This window comes from Acinetobacter lwoffii (assembly GCF_024129855.1).
In the GTDB taxonomy this organism is placed as follows: Bacteria; Pseudomonadota; Gammaproteobacteria; order Pseudomonadales; family Moraxellaceae; genus Acinetobacter; species Acinetobacter lwoffii_L.
In genome coordinates, this window is record NZ_JAMXXC010000001.1 from 346,951 (window position 1) to 362,630 (window position 15,680).

Genomic DNA, 15,680 nt, shown 5'->3' on the forward strand with positions numbered 1-15,680 from the left:
AAGTTTATGAATAATATTATATTTTTATTATTCAATTGATTTTAAAACATTTAACTTATTCTGCGATGGATTGCGCATTTTCTGCTGAGGATATTTCAGCAGTTTAGTGTGCGCAGAAAGCCTGATTAAAATACTCAAACAGCTCAGGGGTCTGAAACCACAGTCCAATCGACAAAGCCAGTAAAAGCAGGATTGCCACAGCAATCGAAAGTTTGAGTTTCAGCAGAGAATCAGTCATGGACGATTTGCTCCTCATTGACCCAGAAATGCACCAGTACCCCCAAAATGCTGAGGACAATTGATAGCATCCACACCGCATTATAATTGCCGCTCAAATCATGGTTGACTCCACCGAGCCAGCCACCGAAAAACGAGCCAACCTGATGGGTAAAGAACACAATGCCACTGAGCATGGTCAGATATTTCACCCCGAACATATTCGCCACAATACCATTGGTCAGCGGAACGGTCGATAACCAGAGTAGTCCCATAATGACACCAAAGCTATAGACTGTCCATGTGCTGAGAGGCAGCATGAGAAAGGCAATAATCGCAATTCCACGCAAGGCATATAATCCCATTAGCAGATGCGGTTTGGAATATTTTCCACCGAGCCAGCCGGCGGTATAGGTGCCTAGCACATTAAACAGACCCACTAAGGCTAAGAAAATCGTACCGGTTGTGGCATTAAAGCCATGATCAATCAGATAGCCCGGCAGGTGGATGCCAATAAAAACGACCTGAAAACCACAAACAAAAAAGCCCATGGCTAGAAACCAGAACGGTTTATGATTTTTCACTACCACCAGAATCTGTTTAAAATTGAGTGAGACTTTATTGGGGGTAGCGGCCGCGTTGGGATGAACATACATCGGTGCTTTCAGCATCCAGGCCAATGGCACAATCAGTGCAATTAAAATGGCACTGACCACCAGCGCCGCTGACCAGCCAACATTCTGTAATAGCAGCAGGGTTGAAGGCAGCATGATAAACTGACCAAAAGACCCGGCCGCACTGGCAATTCCCATTGCCAAACTGCGCTTTTCTGGTGGGGCGGCACGCCCGACCGCAGACAATAAGACCGGAAATGAGGTGGCAGACAGGGCGAGACCCAGAATCAGACCCACACTTAGATTAAGCAATAATCCGGTCGAGCTAACTGCCATCAAGAGTAGACCAATTGCATATAAGGCTCCGCCTACAGCTACCACAATCTTGCTGCCATATTTATCAGCAAATGCCCCGGTAATCGGTTGAACTGCACCCCAGATCAGGTTTTGCATGGCAATGGCCAGACTAAAAACATTATGACCCCAGCCAAACTCTTCGCTCATCGGTACCAGATACAGACCAAAGGCATGACGTACACCCAGTGACAGTGCCAAAATTATGGCGGAGCCAATCAGCATAAAAATAAGAGCTTTGGAAAATTGACTGTCAGCCATACGTCATTCATGCCTATAAAGTTGATATGTATAGTATTCGATTCAAGCAATAGAGGCTATTAAATAAATATTGATCAAAAGATAAATTTTTTTATCAATATATTAAGCCTAAAAAAACGGCCGAAGCCGTTTTAATTAAAAATCGGATATTGAGCTTAGAAACGCATACCGATCCCGGCATAGGCCAGAATCGGATTGACTTCAATATCGGCTTTAGAGCGAATCAGTTCACCTAAATTTGCATCTGTCACCGTAATTGTCGTGTCATTTTTTAGATGTGCATAAGATACTGAACCGACTGCAAACCAGGTGTCATTAAAGTCATAGCTAAAGCCGACCGTGGCCACAGGCGCGAAAGCATCGGATGCTTCCAGATCAACTTTCGGGTTGGCTGAACTTGGCGTGCCATCCAGAGAAGCACCTGCTTTTCCTTCCTTGATATTGGCAATCATATGTCCTGCAGCAATCAGGTCCTGCTCAGTACGTGAGTTAATTTCCAGTTCATTGAAATAGGCATACATCACACCTAAGCCGACATAAGGCCGGAATTTATTCACTCCGGTTTTACCAAAGTGATACTGGAATTCAAAGGCAGGTGTCCAGGCGCGGGCAGAGGCGGCCGGCCCATAAGCTTCCAGATCAGTAATGAGAATATCATTTTTTAACTCAATGCCGGGTAAATCGATCGAACCTAAACTTGGGGTAGCAAGCGCAGAAAAAGGGGCATAAATTTTACCACTGCCTTGCAAGTCTACTTTGGGGGGAATGCCGGCTTTCATTTCAAAAGAAATATTATCGGTAAAATAGTAATTGGTCATAATGCCTAAGGTGGTGACATCATCTGCTTCCAGGCCAGTACCAGGATTATTCCAGCTTTCCAGTCCATAAATTTCAGCTCGTCCACTGAGCGTTGCGGGCAGTGTTTCTGTACCAAGTCGATCGAGAATATTAACAAAAACAGAGGAAAGGTTTGGGTCCATGTCTGGATCAAGATTATTTTTCACAGAGTCAATTGAGATATCACCTACTTGTGATGTTTCACCTTCTTTGACAGCAGTATTCACTTTAAATGGTTGGGCCTTGCCTTGCGGCATCACATGCAATGCACCGACTGATACCGAAAAGCGCTTAAAGCCATCTCCATCTTGCAAGCTAAAATAAGGGGAATCTGCATGCGCGACCATAGGTAAAGTGGCTAGGCCTGCCATACATGCCAGCAATGTTTTCATTGATTTGGAACTCCATGTCCAGTTTGTTTATTCGTTTTTCTAGTTAACTAATTATGTGAATTACATTAAAAAATTCAGTTATAGAACAACAGGTCAAAAGTTAATCGATGGTTAATATTGGTAACTGCTGTATATTTTTTGTTTGTATCTCTTGAGTTTTAAGAAATGTATAGTGTGTAAAAATAATTACTTTTACCTTAATAGCTTAAGTATAAAAATGAAGGAAATTTGCTCTTGAGAGCGTTAAAATTTCAATCCTATGAATTTTTATCATGGAAGATAGAGAGGAGAGTTTAGGTAAATTTTAGGCTGCATTGATTCAAGCATTTATCATCATGGGATGATTTTTTATTTTTCCAAAACAAGAGCATATGAATTTATCCAAGATCCTGCTACCCAGTCGACTGAGTTTTTTTGTACAATAGCTACATATATTATTGAGTGAATCACATGAGCACCCAAACTCCTCCCAAAAAAAAGCCCTTGGTTAATTTACCTTTCCCGATCAAGCAAGCAGAGCAAAATGCTGCAGAAGAAGTTCTGGAAGATTTAAGACCAAGACCGCAGCGTTATGCTGACCGTACTTGGATGCCACCACGTGGTACTCGCCGTTCAATGGGCAAACGCTAATTGATCAGACTCAAAAAGCTATGATAAATCATGGCTTTTTTTGTAGAATTTTTTAGGGAGTTAGCGATCAATATTTGATTTATCTTTCAACTAAAGAGAAATTAGAACTCTGATTTAGCCAAATCTCTTTCAATTTTATTCTTAATAAAGCAAACGAAATATTTAAGCTCTGTAAATACCCATCAAAATAAAATCCAGACCTGATTGATTTTATATTCGATATTTTAGCCGCCCATAAAAAAAGCCAATTCAAACCTTGGCTTTTTTTGAAAGATATTTTGATAGCACTAACGAATGCTTTTACGCGCTTTATTTTCCGGTTTCGGTGGCGCAATTTTTCGCTCACCTTGCCAGACATCAATAAAATCTTTCTCGTTAATATTATAAAGTTCCAGTAGCGCTAAAATCACGCCTCCAAATAACATGGTACCTTCTGAATGGCTCTGAAAATCGACTAGCTTGGTATTCAGATTGTGCAGGATATCTTCAATTTCAAAGACACGTTCCCGCCCATTGCTGTCGGTCGGATAGATCTGGGTATTTAAAATAATTCTCGCCAGGCTTTTTTCATTTTCGGTCAAAGGCAGTTCTTCAATCAATTCATCGCTGGCCGGAGTTAAAATCACGGAATCGCGGAATATGGTGTGTAAGAAATTTGCGCTTAATTTTGGCAGGGGCTTTTCGACAAATGGACGGAAAGATTGCGGGAAAATGACATTGCGTGAGATGCCTTTAAACATCGGTGCAATTTCCTCGACCTTATAACCTGCGATCCCACAACCCAAGGAAGTAATAAAATATTTATTTTTAGGATGATTTTTGGTGTAAATCTTAAAGTCATCAATATAGTGCTGGATTTGTGAGAGCGGCATTTGTTGCAAATGCTCGTTCATGGTGGGAATGGCATAGCTCTGACCCGCCCAGCCACGACCCACGCCCATGACTGCACCAAAATGCTCAAGTGCCGTTCTGGCTGCTCCACCACCGTGTTGTCCAGCCAAGTTGCTGCCAAAAACAAAAACCGTATTTTCCGGAAGGGATTTAACAATACTTTCATCGTGATAGTGGTAAGTCATAATTGTCGATTCTAGGCCATCCTGATCTTCATGTTGCCCGTGAAATGCATAGGGGTCAAGGCATTATTCTGCAGCGATATCCAAACAGAGAGAGTAATATTTCACCCATAAGGCAAAACATGATGCCGAGTATGCACAAATAAAGCTGCTGGCTGAAAATGCTTGGTTTTTTCTGTATTTATTCGCTTTGTAACTGTATATTTTATTGATGATTTTTCAAACTAGAGAATGAGTCAAGCGCTAACAAATAATGAATACTAATATTGTTTTATTTTACCAAACAGAAACCTAAGCAGGGATTGAGTAATTCCAATTTACCCTCATAATAAATCAAATCTATATCCGCAGCGAAGTCAGCGAAAGCTATGAGTGATAAAAAACCCTTTGAATTAGTGACCAGTTATCAACCAGCAGGCGATCAGCCACAGGCCATTGAAAAACTTGTCAAAGGCATTGAACAGGGTTTTCATGATCAGCTTTTACTGGGGGTTACTGGGTCTGGTAAAACCTATACTATGGCCAATGTCATTGCACAGACACAGCGTCCGACCATTGTCATGGCACATAACAAAACTTTGGCTGCGCAGCTCTACGGCGAATTTAAAGCATTTTTCCCCAATAATGCCGTCGAATATTTTGTCAGTTATTATGATTATTATCAGCCGGAAGCCTATGTGCCATCTTCAGATACTTTTATCGAGAAAGATGCTGCAATTAATGACCATATTGACCAGATGCGCCTTTCTGCAACCCGTTCACTCCTAGAGCGACGTGATGCGATTATTGTCGCATCGGTATCTGCGATTTATGGTTTGGGTGATCCAAATGCCTATATGAGCATGTTGCTGCATGTGGTGGAGGGTGACCGCATTGGCCGTGATGATATTATTCGCCGTCTGGTCGAGATGCAGTATTCGCGTAACGAACTGGAATTTCTGCGTGGTACTTATCGTATTCGCGGCGAAATTATTGATATTTTCCCGGCAGAATCGGATCAGGATGCGATCCGGATTGAACTGTTTGATGATGAAGTTGACTCCATTCGCTGGTTTGATCCGCTGACCGGGAAAATGGTTCGTAAAGTGCCTCGCGTCACTATTTATCCTAAAAGCCATTATGTTACGCCGAAAGACAATTTATCCCGCGCGATTGAAACCATCCGGGACGAACTCAAAGAGCGCCTGGTGTTCTTCCGTGAAAATGACAAATTGCTGGAAGCACAGCGGATTGAACAGCGGACACGCTATGATCTGGAAATGATGCAACAACTGGGTTATACCAACGGCATTGAAAACTATTCGCGTCATTTATCTGGCCGTCCTGCGGGTGAAGCGCCACCGACCTTGTTCGATTATATTCCTGATGATGCCTTGCTGATTATTGATGAATCGCATGTGACAGTGCCGCAGATTGGTGCCATGTACAAGGGCGACCGTTCGCGTAAAGAAAATCTGGTCAATTACGGATTCCGTTTGCCAAGCGCGCTGGATAACCGGCCGATGAAATTTGAGGAATGGGAACGTATTGTGCCGACGACCGTTTATGTCAGCGCAACGCCCGCACGTTACGAGCTGGAAAAGTCCCAGCAGATTGTCGAGCAGGTGGTACGTCCGACTGGTCTGATCGATCCGGAAATTGAAATTCGTCCAGTTCTGACGCAGGTCGATGATGTGCTTTCAGAAATTAATCTACGTAAAGATATTAATGAGCGGGTGCTGGTTACGACCTTGACTAAGCGTATGGCCGAAGATTTAACTTCTTATTTGAAAGAGTATGGGATTAAGGTTGCTTATTTACACTCGGATATCGATACCGTCGAGCGGGTCAAAATCATTCATGAACTGCGTACTGGGGTGCATGATGTACTGGTCGGGATTAACCTGCTGCGTGAAGGGCTGGATATGCCGGAAGTGTCACTGGTTGCTATTCTGGATGCGGATAAAGAAGGTTTCCTGCGTTCCGAGCGCTCTCTCATTCAGACCATTGGCCGCGCTGCGCGTAACCTGAAAGGTAAGGCGATTCTGTATGCAGACCGAATCACTGATTCGATGCAGAAAGCCATTGATGAGACAGATCGTCGTCGTGCCAAGCAGATTCAATTTAATGAAGAACATGGCATTACGCCGCGCAGTGCAGTGCGTCAGGTGATCAAGGAAATTGATACCGGTGAAGTATTGGATGATGATTCAATTGAATTGAAAGCCTCGGATCAGGCACGTGCGATCAGTGCCGATGAGCGGCATATCATGGCAGATCCGAAAATGTTTGCGAAACACATTAACAAGCTTGAAAAAGAAATGTTGAAAGCTTCCAAAGAGCTGCAGTTTGAGCAGGCTGCGCGTATGCGTGATGAAATTGTACGTTTAAAAGCCCAGATGTTTGATTGATTTTGGTTGCATTAAATCTTATTTAAATGACGTAAAATCAATCACAAAGCAAACATAATGTAACAAATTGAGAGCTGTGATAAAGCTATTGTATGAACAGAATTTTTTTAAATAAATATTTTGTGAACATGTAATAGGTATCTTTATGACAACTCAAAAATCTTCACGTACTGGATTAAAGCTGGCAAAAATTGCGGTGGGTAGTGCGGTTCTTCTCGGTTTGGGCGCCGCTACCATGGCCTATGCGAAAGAGGAGCGATTACCGACCATTGAGAAAGTTGAACTGGACCGTTATCTGGGAACATGGTACGAAGTAGCGCGCAAACCTTTATATTTTCAAAACAAGTGTGACCGTGATGTCACAGCGACTTATACTTTAAATGAAAATGGCAATATTGTGGTGGATAACCGCTGCATTAAAAAAGATGGTGGACAAACCCAGTCATTGGGTGAGGCATTTGTGCAAAATCCACCGCAGAATACCAAGCTAAAAGTCAGTTTCTTACCAGACTTTATTCGCTGGATTCCGGTCGCTCGTGGCGATTATTGGGTCTTAAAACTGGATGAAAATTATCAAACTGTTCTGGTTGGTGAGCCTAAACGCAAATATATGTGGATACTCTCACGTGATCCTCAATTGGATAAAAATGTGGTGAATGAATATTTACAATATGCACAGTCGGTCGGTTATGACCTGAGTGATGTGATTCATACCAAACAAACTCAAAGATAAAAATATCGTCTTAATGGAAACCATGCTACAGCATGGTTTTTTATTTTACGTGTCGAAAGACAATCTAACATCGAGAGATGACTACATTTTAAATAGATGAAGCATCAAGCTTTCTATTGTACTAATCGTTATAATGCCGGCGAACGAAAGTAGAGTTTAAATATGTATAAAGGCATCGCGTTATCTGTCTTGGCCTCCGTGGTTTTTGGAGTGCTCTATGTATTTACGCCTTTTTTACAGCCTTTAGATAGTGAGCAGACCTTTGCCTGGCGCATGCTGGCGACCTTGCCATTCCTCACAGCCTTCATGTGGTGGTCGGGTGATCTGAAACATATCAGCAGTATTTTTAAGCGGGTATTACGACAGCCTTCATTTTTGATCTGGTTGCTGATTAGTTCGCTGTTATGTACTACACAATTGTGGTTGTTTTTATGGGGCCCTATCAATGGGCGTGGCCTCGAAGTCTCACTCGGTTATTTTCTCCTGCCTCTGGTGATGGTGCTGGTCGGCTGTGTGCTTTATAAAGAAAAATTATCATCCTTCCAGATGGTTGCTCTTGCTCTGGCAGTTTTGGGAGTAGGACATGAAATCTGGCGGATCGGTTCAATCGCATGGGAAACGGTCTATGTCGCTTTAGCTTATCCACTTTATTTTTTTATGCGGCGTAAATTCGCGACCGATCATCTTGGTGGATTCTGGTGGGATCTATTTCTGATTTTGCCGGTGGCATTTTATTTGGGCTTTATCTATAGCGATTCCATGCCGCTCATGTTGAATCATTCCCACTTGATCTTGGCAATTCTTGGATTAGGTTTTTTAAGTGCGCTCGGTTTAGGCAGCTATATTTTGGCCAGCCGATATTTGCCCTTTGTCATCTTTGGGCTGTTGAGTTATCTAGAGCCGGTACTGCTGGCTTTTGCTTCAATGGCACTCGGTGAGCGCGTGGAATCAGATGAATGGTTGACCTATATCCCAATCTGGTTGGCTGTTTTATTACTGGTTGTGGAAGGAATATTGCATTTAAAACAGCAGCAGCTGAAAAAATATGAGCTGGCAAATAAAGCCGCACAGCTAGAAAAAATCAGAAAAAATAATGAATAATGTGGTTTGCATAAGCATTATATTCGTCAGACAATATTGACCTGATTATTTTCAAAATCGTCTACCATTTTGTTTAAAAGAATGTTTTCTATATCTTAAGGGGATAAACATGTCACAGATCGCGATTCCATATCAGTTACGTGCGCGTTTATCACAACTGGAACCGAGCCTGGATTTAAATTGGGAGCGAGAGCTTCGTACTGTTCTGGCAGAAGTTTCACCAGAATTAAAAGAAAGTATTGATTTTCAGATTTTAAAGCCCAAGAAAATTCTTTGGGATCGGGAAATGGATCAATACCGCTATCAGGCTCAACATTCGGTAGAACGTCTTAGCCAAAAATTTCTCAATGACCGGATGCGTTACTATGCCAGTACCTTTGGCTTGTCACTGAAAAGTTTGCAGGGTTTGAATGATAGCTTGCAAATTGCGGACTACTTAGAAAACGTACTTGAACAAATCGATAAAATTGACGTCAATGAAAATTTTCAGATGCAGCGTGAAAAGCTGGAACTGCGTCGTACATTTTTATTAAATGCTGCTGAGATTATTCGTGGTCTTCGCTTACAGCCGGTTGAAGGGGTGCGTCAGCTTACCGAACAGCACATTAAATGCTTCATTATTGAAGTTTTTATCAAGCAGCAATTGCTGGGTTATTGGTATAAGCCGCTATTAAAAAAACAGACTGCAGAAATGACGCATCCACTTTTCCGTTATTTCCTGATTAAAGAGCAGCAGATTCGTCATTTTGATATTGTCCGTACCTCGCAATTTCTATTTATCGTTGCGCCGGTGATGGATGTGCAGCAAAACCCGTATTCTATTCGTCGTTTCCTGATTGAAGAAAAAGGTGTACTTGAAGATCAGGTTTATCTGAATATCCTGATTCTGGAGCTGCAGGATGACATGGATGAAGTGGTGGTAGAAACCCTGAAATCGCAAATGCAGCGAATGGTGACTTTACAGAGTCAGATTCATTTGGATGTAATCGACATTGTAAATACACTGGAACAGGTGTCTGAACAGAAGTTATTACCTTTACTGGTTGAGCCCATTCAAGTCGTAGAGAAAAATGCCGATGTGGTGGCACAACGTCACCTGAAGCAGTTTGAAGAAATTATGACGCGTGAATTGCTTTTGCCGATGCGGGATGCCATTCGTGATCATTTGTCGCATCTTGAAGAGTTTGATTATCTGTATCTGCATGTCCATAAAATATTTACAGAAATTCTGGCCTATTACCGCGATTTCAAGTCCCAGCCGGGTTTCATGTTTAATCAGTACATCCAGAATTTTGAATATAAACTGCTGGCTTTTATCCGTTTACTGGAAAAGCGTAAAGCGGAAACCTTTATTCCTACCCACCGTAATGAATGGCAAGTCATGCATCAGCGTTCACAGCAGGCTGTTCTGGATATTCAAAATACGATTTCTGAAAATGTACAGCAATACCGGGATCTGAAAAAATATATTAATACACTGCAGCGGCAAAAAGTGGATGAAGAGAAAAAATCCGTATTTAAAAAGTTGTGGCGTAAAAATAATTTCGATGAGGCGATTGATACCGCGCTCAATCAATTGCAGCAGTTAAAGCGTAGTATGTTTCTGGAAATTATTCAGGTGCCAAGAACACATGAAAACTGTAGCGTATTTCTGGAATTTGAAAGTTTGCAGCATTTACAGCAGGTTGATCGCCACTATGCTTTTCCCTCTGGGGACAATGGCCTGACCCGTTTACCTTTGCTCATTCATTTGCCCGAAACTTATGATGATTTTGATGTAGAAAACTTCAATGCCTCCATGAGTCTGGACATGAATTTTTCAGCAGGGAGTAGAATCCAGTCTGAACAGGGTGGGACGCTAAATTTTGAACTTTAGATTTGTTTGAATAAACAACATTTAACAAATTTGTGCCAGGTACTGAAAAATAGTGCTCTTTAGAGTTTTCGGATGCAAAATCATTCAGCTAATTACAACTATTTTTGAAATTTATAGTGAATATACGTTAAAAACTACCCGTCTTAACGAGCTTTTGATTCAAACTTGCGGCCAATTCCATTACAATTGTCGGGTTTAGAAATTTATGCTTAGATTTACAATTAATTAGAGGACGTATCTGTGAGCAAAGACACTATTGTTGCCCTCCATGCAGAACACCAAGGTCGCTGGAAAAACCGTGAAGAACTTGCGGAACGTATGATTGCCCTTGTTGGCCAGTTATATCGTGAAAAAAATATTGTAGCTACAGTTTATGGTCGCTCTTTAATTAACCGTTCTGTAATTCAGATTTTGAAAGCACACCGCCGTACTCGCGTACTGGATGTTGAACTTTCTGTAGTTGATACTTTCCCAATTCTTGAAGCATTGGTGAAAGTTGAAAACATCGGTTCTGCTGAAGTTGATCTGGGTAAACTTGCTGTTGAATTTAAAGAAAAAGGCGGCGACATCGATGCATTTGTTGCGGACGCTGTTAAATCGATCAAAGGCAATGCTGCTGCTGTAGAACATAAAGATGTGGTTCTTTATGGTTTCGGCCGTATTGGTCGTATCTTGGCGCGTTTGATGATTGGTCAATCAGGTCTGGGTCGTGGTCTTAGCCTAAAAGCAATCGTTGTTCGTAAATCATCGGATGGTGATTTGGAAAAACGTGCTTCTTTACTTCGTCGTGACTCTATTCACGGTCCATTTGCAGGCACAATTTCTGTAGATGAAGAAAACGAAGCAATCATTGCCAATGGTAACTTCATCAAAGTGATTTATGCTTCTAATCCTTCTGAAGTAGACTACACTGCATACGGTATCAACAATGCACTTGTGATCGACAACACAGGTAAATGGCGTGATGCTGAAGGTCTTGCTCAACACCTTAAATGCCCGGGCGCTGCTCGTGTGATTCTGACTGCACCTGGTAAAGGTGACATGAAGAACGTAGTTTACGGTGTAAACCAAGCGGATATCCTTGATGAAGATACCATCATCTCTGCTGCAAGCTGTACGACTAACGCTATTACACCTACACTGAAAGTATTACATGACAAATACACGGTGTTGAATGGTCATGTTGAAACAGTTCACTCGTTCACGAACGACCAGAACCTGATCGACAACTACCATAAAGCTGACCGTCGTGGTCGTGCTGCAACATTGAACATGGTTATTACTGAAACTGGTGCAGCGAAAGCAGTAGCGAAAGCGCTTCCAGCTCTTCAAGGTAAATTGACAGGTAACTCTGTACGTGTACCTACACCAAACGTATCTCTTGCGATTCTGAACCTGACTTTAGGTCAAGACGTTGATCGTGATGAAGTGAACGAATACATTCGTCAGATTTCAATCGGTTCTAGCCTGCAAGGTCAAATCGGTTATACCAACTCGACTGAAGTGGTATCTTCTGACTTTATTGGTTCACGCACTGCAGGTGTATTTGACGCGCAAGCAACGATCACTTCAGGCAACCGTTTAACTGCTTATGTTTGGTACGATAACGAAGTGGGTTATAGCTGCCAGGTATTGCGTATTGCTGAACAAATGGGTGGCGTAAGCTATCCAAAAGTTCCTGCTGAAACTAATGCATAATTAGTATTTAGCTAAAAAAAGAGCCTCATTTGAGGCTCTTTTTTTATGATTTTTTTATTTAAAGCAGACTTTTTAATCTAATAAGAATTAATAAATCTGCTTGCTGGCGAAATATGAATCTGATAACTTACAAAGAGTAAGTATATTAAAATGAGTAAGTAATAAAAATATGGTGAGAATAGTATGACAAATTATGCAATTAGCCCGTTATTGGGGCAGGTTTTATCAACTGAATGTCCATCACGTGAAATATTGGAACACCTTGCCAATAAATGGTCGGTCTTGGTTTTGCGTTGCTTAAGTGAAGGTGTGCATCGTTTCAGTGAACTGAAACAACGCATTGAGGGGGTAAGTGAAAAAATGCTCTCCCAGACTTTAAAAATGCTTGAACAGGATGGTTTTATTTTGAGAACGGTTTATCCGGTGGTGCCGCCAAAAGTGGAATATCAATTGACGATTACCGGTTCACAAGCGGCTGAAAAAATAATGTATTTAATTGGCTGGATTGAAAAAAGCCTGCCAGATATTTTAGAGCATAAACAAAGTGTTATTAAATAGTTATTATTAAATGGCAGGAATGCAGTGTTTATGAAAATAAAAAATTTGGACTTATCTTAGTTGATATAAAATATAGATTTTAAAAGGTATCCGCATAAGAATATTTTCTTGTGAATAGGGTTTTTGAAAATTTACTCCTCTATAAATTATTTTAAAAATCATCAAGAAATTCACAAAAAGAATTTCCAGAATAGGGAATGGTACTAGGGCAAAAACGCTTCATTTCCTATCACTTCTTTTCAATCTTTTAAGTATTCTTTTTCCAAATCTATGCCTTGAATAGATCAAATAAACTTGGTGAGAAAACGACTAACTAAGATTTATGGGATTGCTGCATAATTCTATTCGAGAAATTCTTTAAAATATGGCAGAATATGGGGTTTTAAAGTTTTTAGAGGATTGGCAATATGCGCTTTGTTGATGAAGCAGTCATTACCGTAGAGGCTGGCGACGGTGGCAATGGCGTAGCCAGTTTTCGCCGTGAAAAATTCGTGCCATTTGGTGGTCCAGATGGTGGTGATGGTGGTCGTGGCGGCAGCATTTATATTCAGGCTGACGACGACACCAGTACGCTAGTTGATTATCGTTATACACGTAAATATCGTGCAGAACGAGCAAAAAATGGCCGTGGGGCGAACTGTGCTGGTCGTGGCGGTGAAGATACCGTACTAAAAGTTCCGGTAGGAACAACAATTGTAGATGTTGAGTCTGGTGACATTATTGGCGACTTGATCGAAGACGGTCAACGCGTGAAAGTGGCAGCAGGCGGTGATGGTGGTTTAGGTAATACCCACTTTAAATCATCGACCAACCGTTCACCACGTAAGTGTACGCATGGTCAAAAAGGCGAATTCCGTGAAATCCGTCTAGAACTTAAAGTTCTGGCAGATGTCGGCTTGCTGGGTATGCCAAATGCGGGTAAATCAACCTTCATTCGTGCAGTATCGGCTGCAAAACCAAAAGTTGCAGATTATCCATTTACTACCATGGTGCCAAACCTGGGTGTGGTCGATGCTGACAGTCACCGTTCATTCGTGATGGCGGATATTCCCGGCCTGATCGAAGGTGCATCTGAAGGTGCAGGTCTTGGGATTCGCTTCCTGAAGCACTTGGCGCGTACCCGTATCTTGTTGCATATCGTTGACGTACAACCGATTGATGGCTCAGATCCGGCACATAATGCCAAAGCAATTATGAAAGAGTTAGAAAACTTCTCCCCAACGCTTTCAAAACTGCCGATCGTATTGGTACTGAACAAAGTCGATCAGTTGGCTGAAGAAACACGTGAAGAATGGTGTACCCATATTCTTGAAGAATTGCAGTGGGAAGGCCCGGTTTTTGAAACTTCTGGCTTAACTGCTGAAGGCACCAAAGACGTAGTTTACTACCTGATGGATCAGATCGAAGAGCAACGTGAACGCGAAGCTGAAGATCAAGAATATGCAGCAGAAATGAAAGCATTCCGTGATCAGCTTGAAGCTGAAACACGTGAACAAACCATCGCTGCAAAAGAAGCGTATCGTGAGATGCGTCGTCAGCAACGTCTTGCCGGTATTCTGGGTGATGATGAAGATGGCGATGATGATAGTGATGTGGAAGTGTACTACGTACGCTAATCTCTGAGAGAAGAGTCTGAGGACAAGATGATAGAAGTGGTAGATGGGCAACGTCAGCTCAAGGGTTGTAAACGAATCGTTGTTAAAATCGGATCATCTTTACTCACAGCAAACGGACAAGGTTTAGATTTAGATGCTATCTCGCATTGGGCGGGACAAATCGCAGATCTACACAATGCAGGACACGAGATTATTCTGGTGTCTTCCGGTGCTGTGGCTGAAGGTATGGTTCGAATGAAACTTGAGAATCGACCCACCGATCTACCCAGTCTTCAGGCTTGTGCTGCCATCGGTCAGATGGGCCTGATTCATACTTGGTCAAGCGTACTTGAGAAGCATCAGATTCGAACTGCGCAAGTATTGTTAACCCATGATGATCTGGCAGATCGTCGTCGCTACCTCAACTCATGTGATGCCTTGCAGAACCTGATTGATTGGCGCGTGATTCCGGTGATCAATGAAAATGACACGGTTTCGACTGACGAAATTCGCTTTGGTGACAACGACACGCTTGCGGCCATGGTCGCAGGTCAGGTTCATGCAGACCTTCTGATTATCTTAACGGATCAGGAAGGGATGTTTGACTCAGACCCACGGTCTAATCCAGATGCCAAACTGTTCCATACCGTACGTGCGATGGATGAAAGTCTGTTTGATATGGCCGGTGGAGGCGGTAAATTTGGTCGTGGTGGCATGCTGACCAAAGTTCGTGCAGCCCGTCTGGCGGCAAAGTCGGGCTGTCCGACCTTAATTGCAAGTGGTGATAGTGATGGTGTTCTATCACGTCTAATGTCTGGCGAATTGTTAGGTACCTTGTTTGTCACTGACAAAGACCGGATGACAGCGCATCAGCAATGGTTGGCTGCTCACTTGCAAACCGCAGGTCGTTTAGTGATTGATGATGGTGCAGTAAAAGCCATTAAAGACAATCATCGCAGTTTATTGCCTGTAGGGGTGAAAGCGGTTGAGGGTCATTTCGAACGCGGTGATGTGGTGGAATGTGTCGATACACAAGGTCACCGTATTGCAGTTGGTCGTGTCAACTTTAGTTCTCGTTCAGCAGATATCGTTCGTGGTCTGGCATCGGATAAAGTTCATCAGGTTTTGGGTGAAGCACGTTCTTTAGAGATGATTCATCGCAATCATATGGCGATTTACTAAATTATTCAGATTCAAGTTTAGAGATTCAAAAGTCCCGCTCTCGAGCGGGATTTTTTATGGCATTTTAATTAGATTTATTTAGGGTGTGTTGACACTTTTAGCTTAAAAAAATAGCGAAGTAGTAAAATCAAATCGCCAAACCCAATTTTACTATTCGCTATGCCTCGTAC

The 15,680-nt window shown here is 42.2% G+C and carries 13 protein-coding genes; 9 read left to right on the forward strand and 4 right to left on the reverse strand.

All coding sequences use genetic code 11. From position 1 onward, the window contains the following. Positions 1–103 precede the first annotated feature (103 nt). The 3 genes from NI465_RS16680 to NI465_RS01745 form a co-directional block, all read right to left on the reverse strand. A complete protein-coding gene (locus NI465_RS16680) occupies positions 104–238 on the reverse strand; it encodes a hypothetical protein (protein ID WP_005107399.1) in 135 nt (44 codons plus the stop codon). Further along, the gene (locus NI465_RS01740) at positions 231–1,445 is read right to left on the reverse strand and encodes an MFS transporter (RefSeq protein WP_086043987.1); all 1,215 of its coding nucleotides are present in this window, start codon (positions 1,443–1,445) and stop codon (positions 231–233) included. The genes NI465_RS16680 and NI465_RS01740 overlap by 8 nt, the downstream gene beginning before the upstream one ends. A 155-nt stretch (positions 1,446–1,600) precedes the next feature. After that, the gene (locus NI465_RS01745; RefSeq protein WP_148334393.1) at positions 1,601–2,674 is read right to left on the reverse strand and encodes an OmpW/AlkL family protein; all 1,074 of its coding nucleotides are present in this window, start codon (positions 2,672–2,674) and stop codon (positions 1,601–1,603) included. A 450-nt stretch (positions 2,675–3,124) separates the two neighbouring features. Between NI465_RS01745 and NI465_RS01750 the strand changes: the two genes are divergently transcribed. After that, entirely contained in the window at positions 3,125–3,304 is a 180-nt protein-coding gene (locus NI465_RS01750; RefSeq protein ID WP_004646507.1) for a hypothetical protein, read from the forward strand. Between the two features lie 287 nt (positions 3,305–3,591). Here NI465_RS01750 and NI465_RS01755 read toward each other — a convergent pair whose 3' ends face one another. Beyond that, on the reverse strand, positions 3,592–4,380 hold the full coding sequence (locus NI465_RS01755) for an A1S_2505 family phage non-structural protein (RefSeq protein WP_086043986.1): 789 nt from the start codon (positions 4,378–4,380) through the stop codon (positions 3,592–3,594). 365 nt (positions 4,381–4,745) lie between these two features. Between NI465_RS01755 and uvrB the strand changes: the two genes are divergently transcribed. The 8 genes from uvrB (at position 4,746) to proB (ending at position 15,510) form a co-directional block, all read left to right on the forward strand. Then, the gene (gene uvrB / locus NI465_RS01760) at positions 4,746–6,767 is read left to right on the forward strand and encodes an excinuclease ABC subunit UvrB (RefSeq protein WP_086043985.1); all 2,022 of its coding nucleotides are present in this window, start codon (positions 4,746–4,748) and stop codon (positions 6,765–6,767) included. Between the two features lie 145 nt (positions 6,768–6,912). Next, on the forward strand, positions 6,913–7,500 hold the full coding sequence (locus tag NI465_RS01765; RefSeq protein ID WP_180086679.1) for a lipocalin family protein: 588 nt from the start codon (positions 6,913–6,915) through the stop codon (positions 7,498–7,500). A 162-nt stretch (positions 7,501–7,662) separates the two neighbouring features. Then, the gene (gene rarD / locus NI465_RS01770; RefSeq protein ID WP_086043983.1) at positions 7,663–8,601 is read left to right on the forward strand and encodes an EamA family transporter RarD; all 939 of its coding nucleotides are present in this window, start codon (positions 7,663–7,665) and stop codon (positions 8,599–8,601) included. A gap of 109 nt (positions 8,602–8,710) precedes the next feature. Further along, positions 8,711–10,477: a hypothetical protein gene (locus NI465_RS01775; RefSeq protein ID WP_071851905.1), complete on the forward strand. Its 1,767-nt coding sequence runs from the start codon at positions 8,711–8,713 to the stop codon at positions 10,475–10,477. A 240-nt stretch (positions 10,478–10,717) separates the two neighbouring features. Then, positions 10,718–12,175, forward strand: a complete 1,458-nt coding sequence (locus NI465_RS01780; protein ID WP_071851907.1) for a glyceraldehyde-3-phosphate dehydrogenase — start codon at positions 10,718–10,720, stop codon at positions 12,173–12,175. Between the two features lie 183 nt (positions 12,176–12,358). After that, positions 12,359–12,733 (forward strand): winged helix-turn-helix transcriptional regulator, encoded by a 375-nt coding sequence (locus NI465_RS01785; RefSeq protein ID WP_071851909.1) that lies wholly within the window; start codon positions 12,359–12,361, stop codon positions 12,731–12,733. 407 nt (positions 12,734–13,140) lie between these two features. Continuing rightward, on the forward strand, positions 13,141–14,349 hold the full coding sequence (cgtA, locus tag NI465_RS01790) for an Obg family GTPase CgtA (protein WP_253144087.1): 1,209 nt from the start codon (positions 13,141–13,143) through the stop codon (positions 14,347–14,349). A 27-nt stretch (positions 14,350–14,376) separates the two neighbouring features. After that, positions 14,377–15,510, forward strand: a complete 1,134-nt coding sequence (gene proB / locus NI465_RS01795) for a glutamate 5-kinase (protein ID WP_004279682.1) — start codon at positions 14,377–14,379, stop codon at positions 15,508–15,510. The last annotated feature ends 170 nt before the right edge of the window (positions 15,511–15,680 follow it).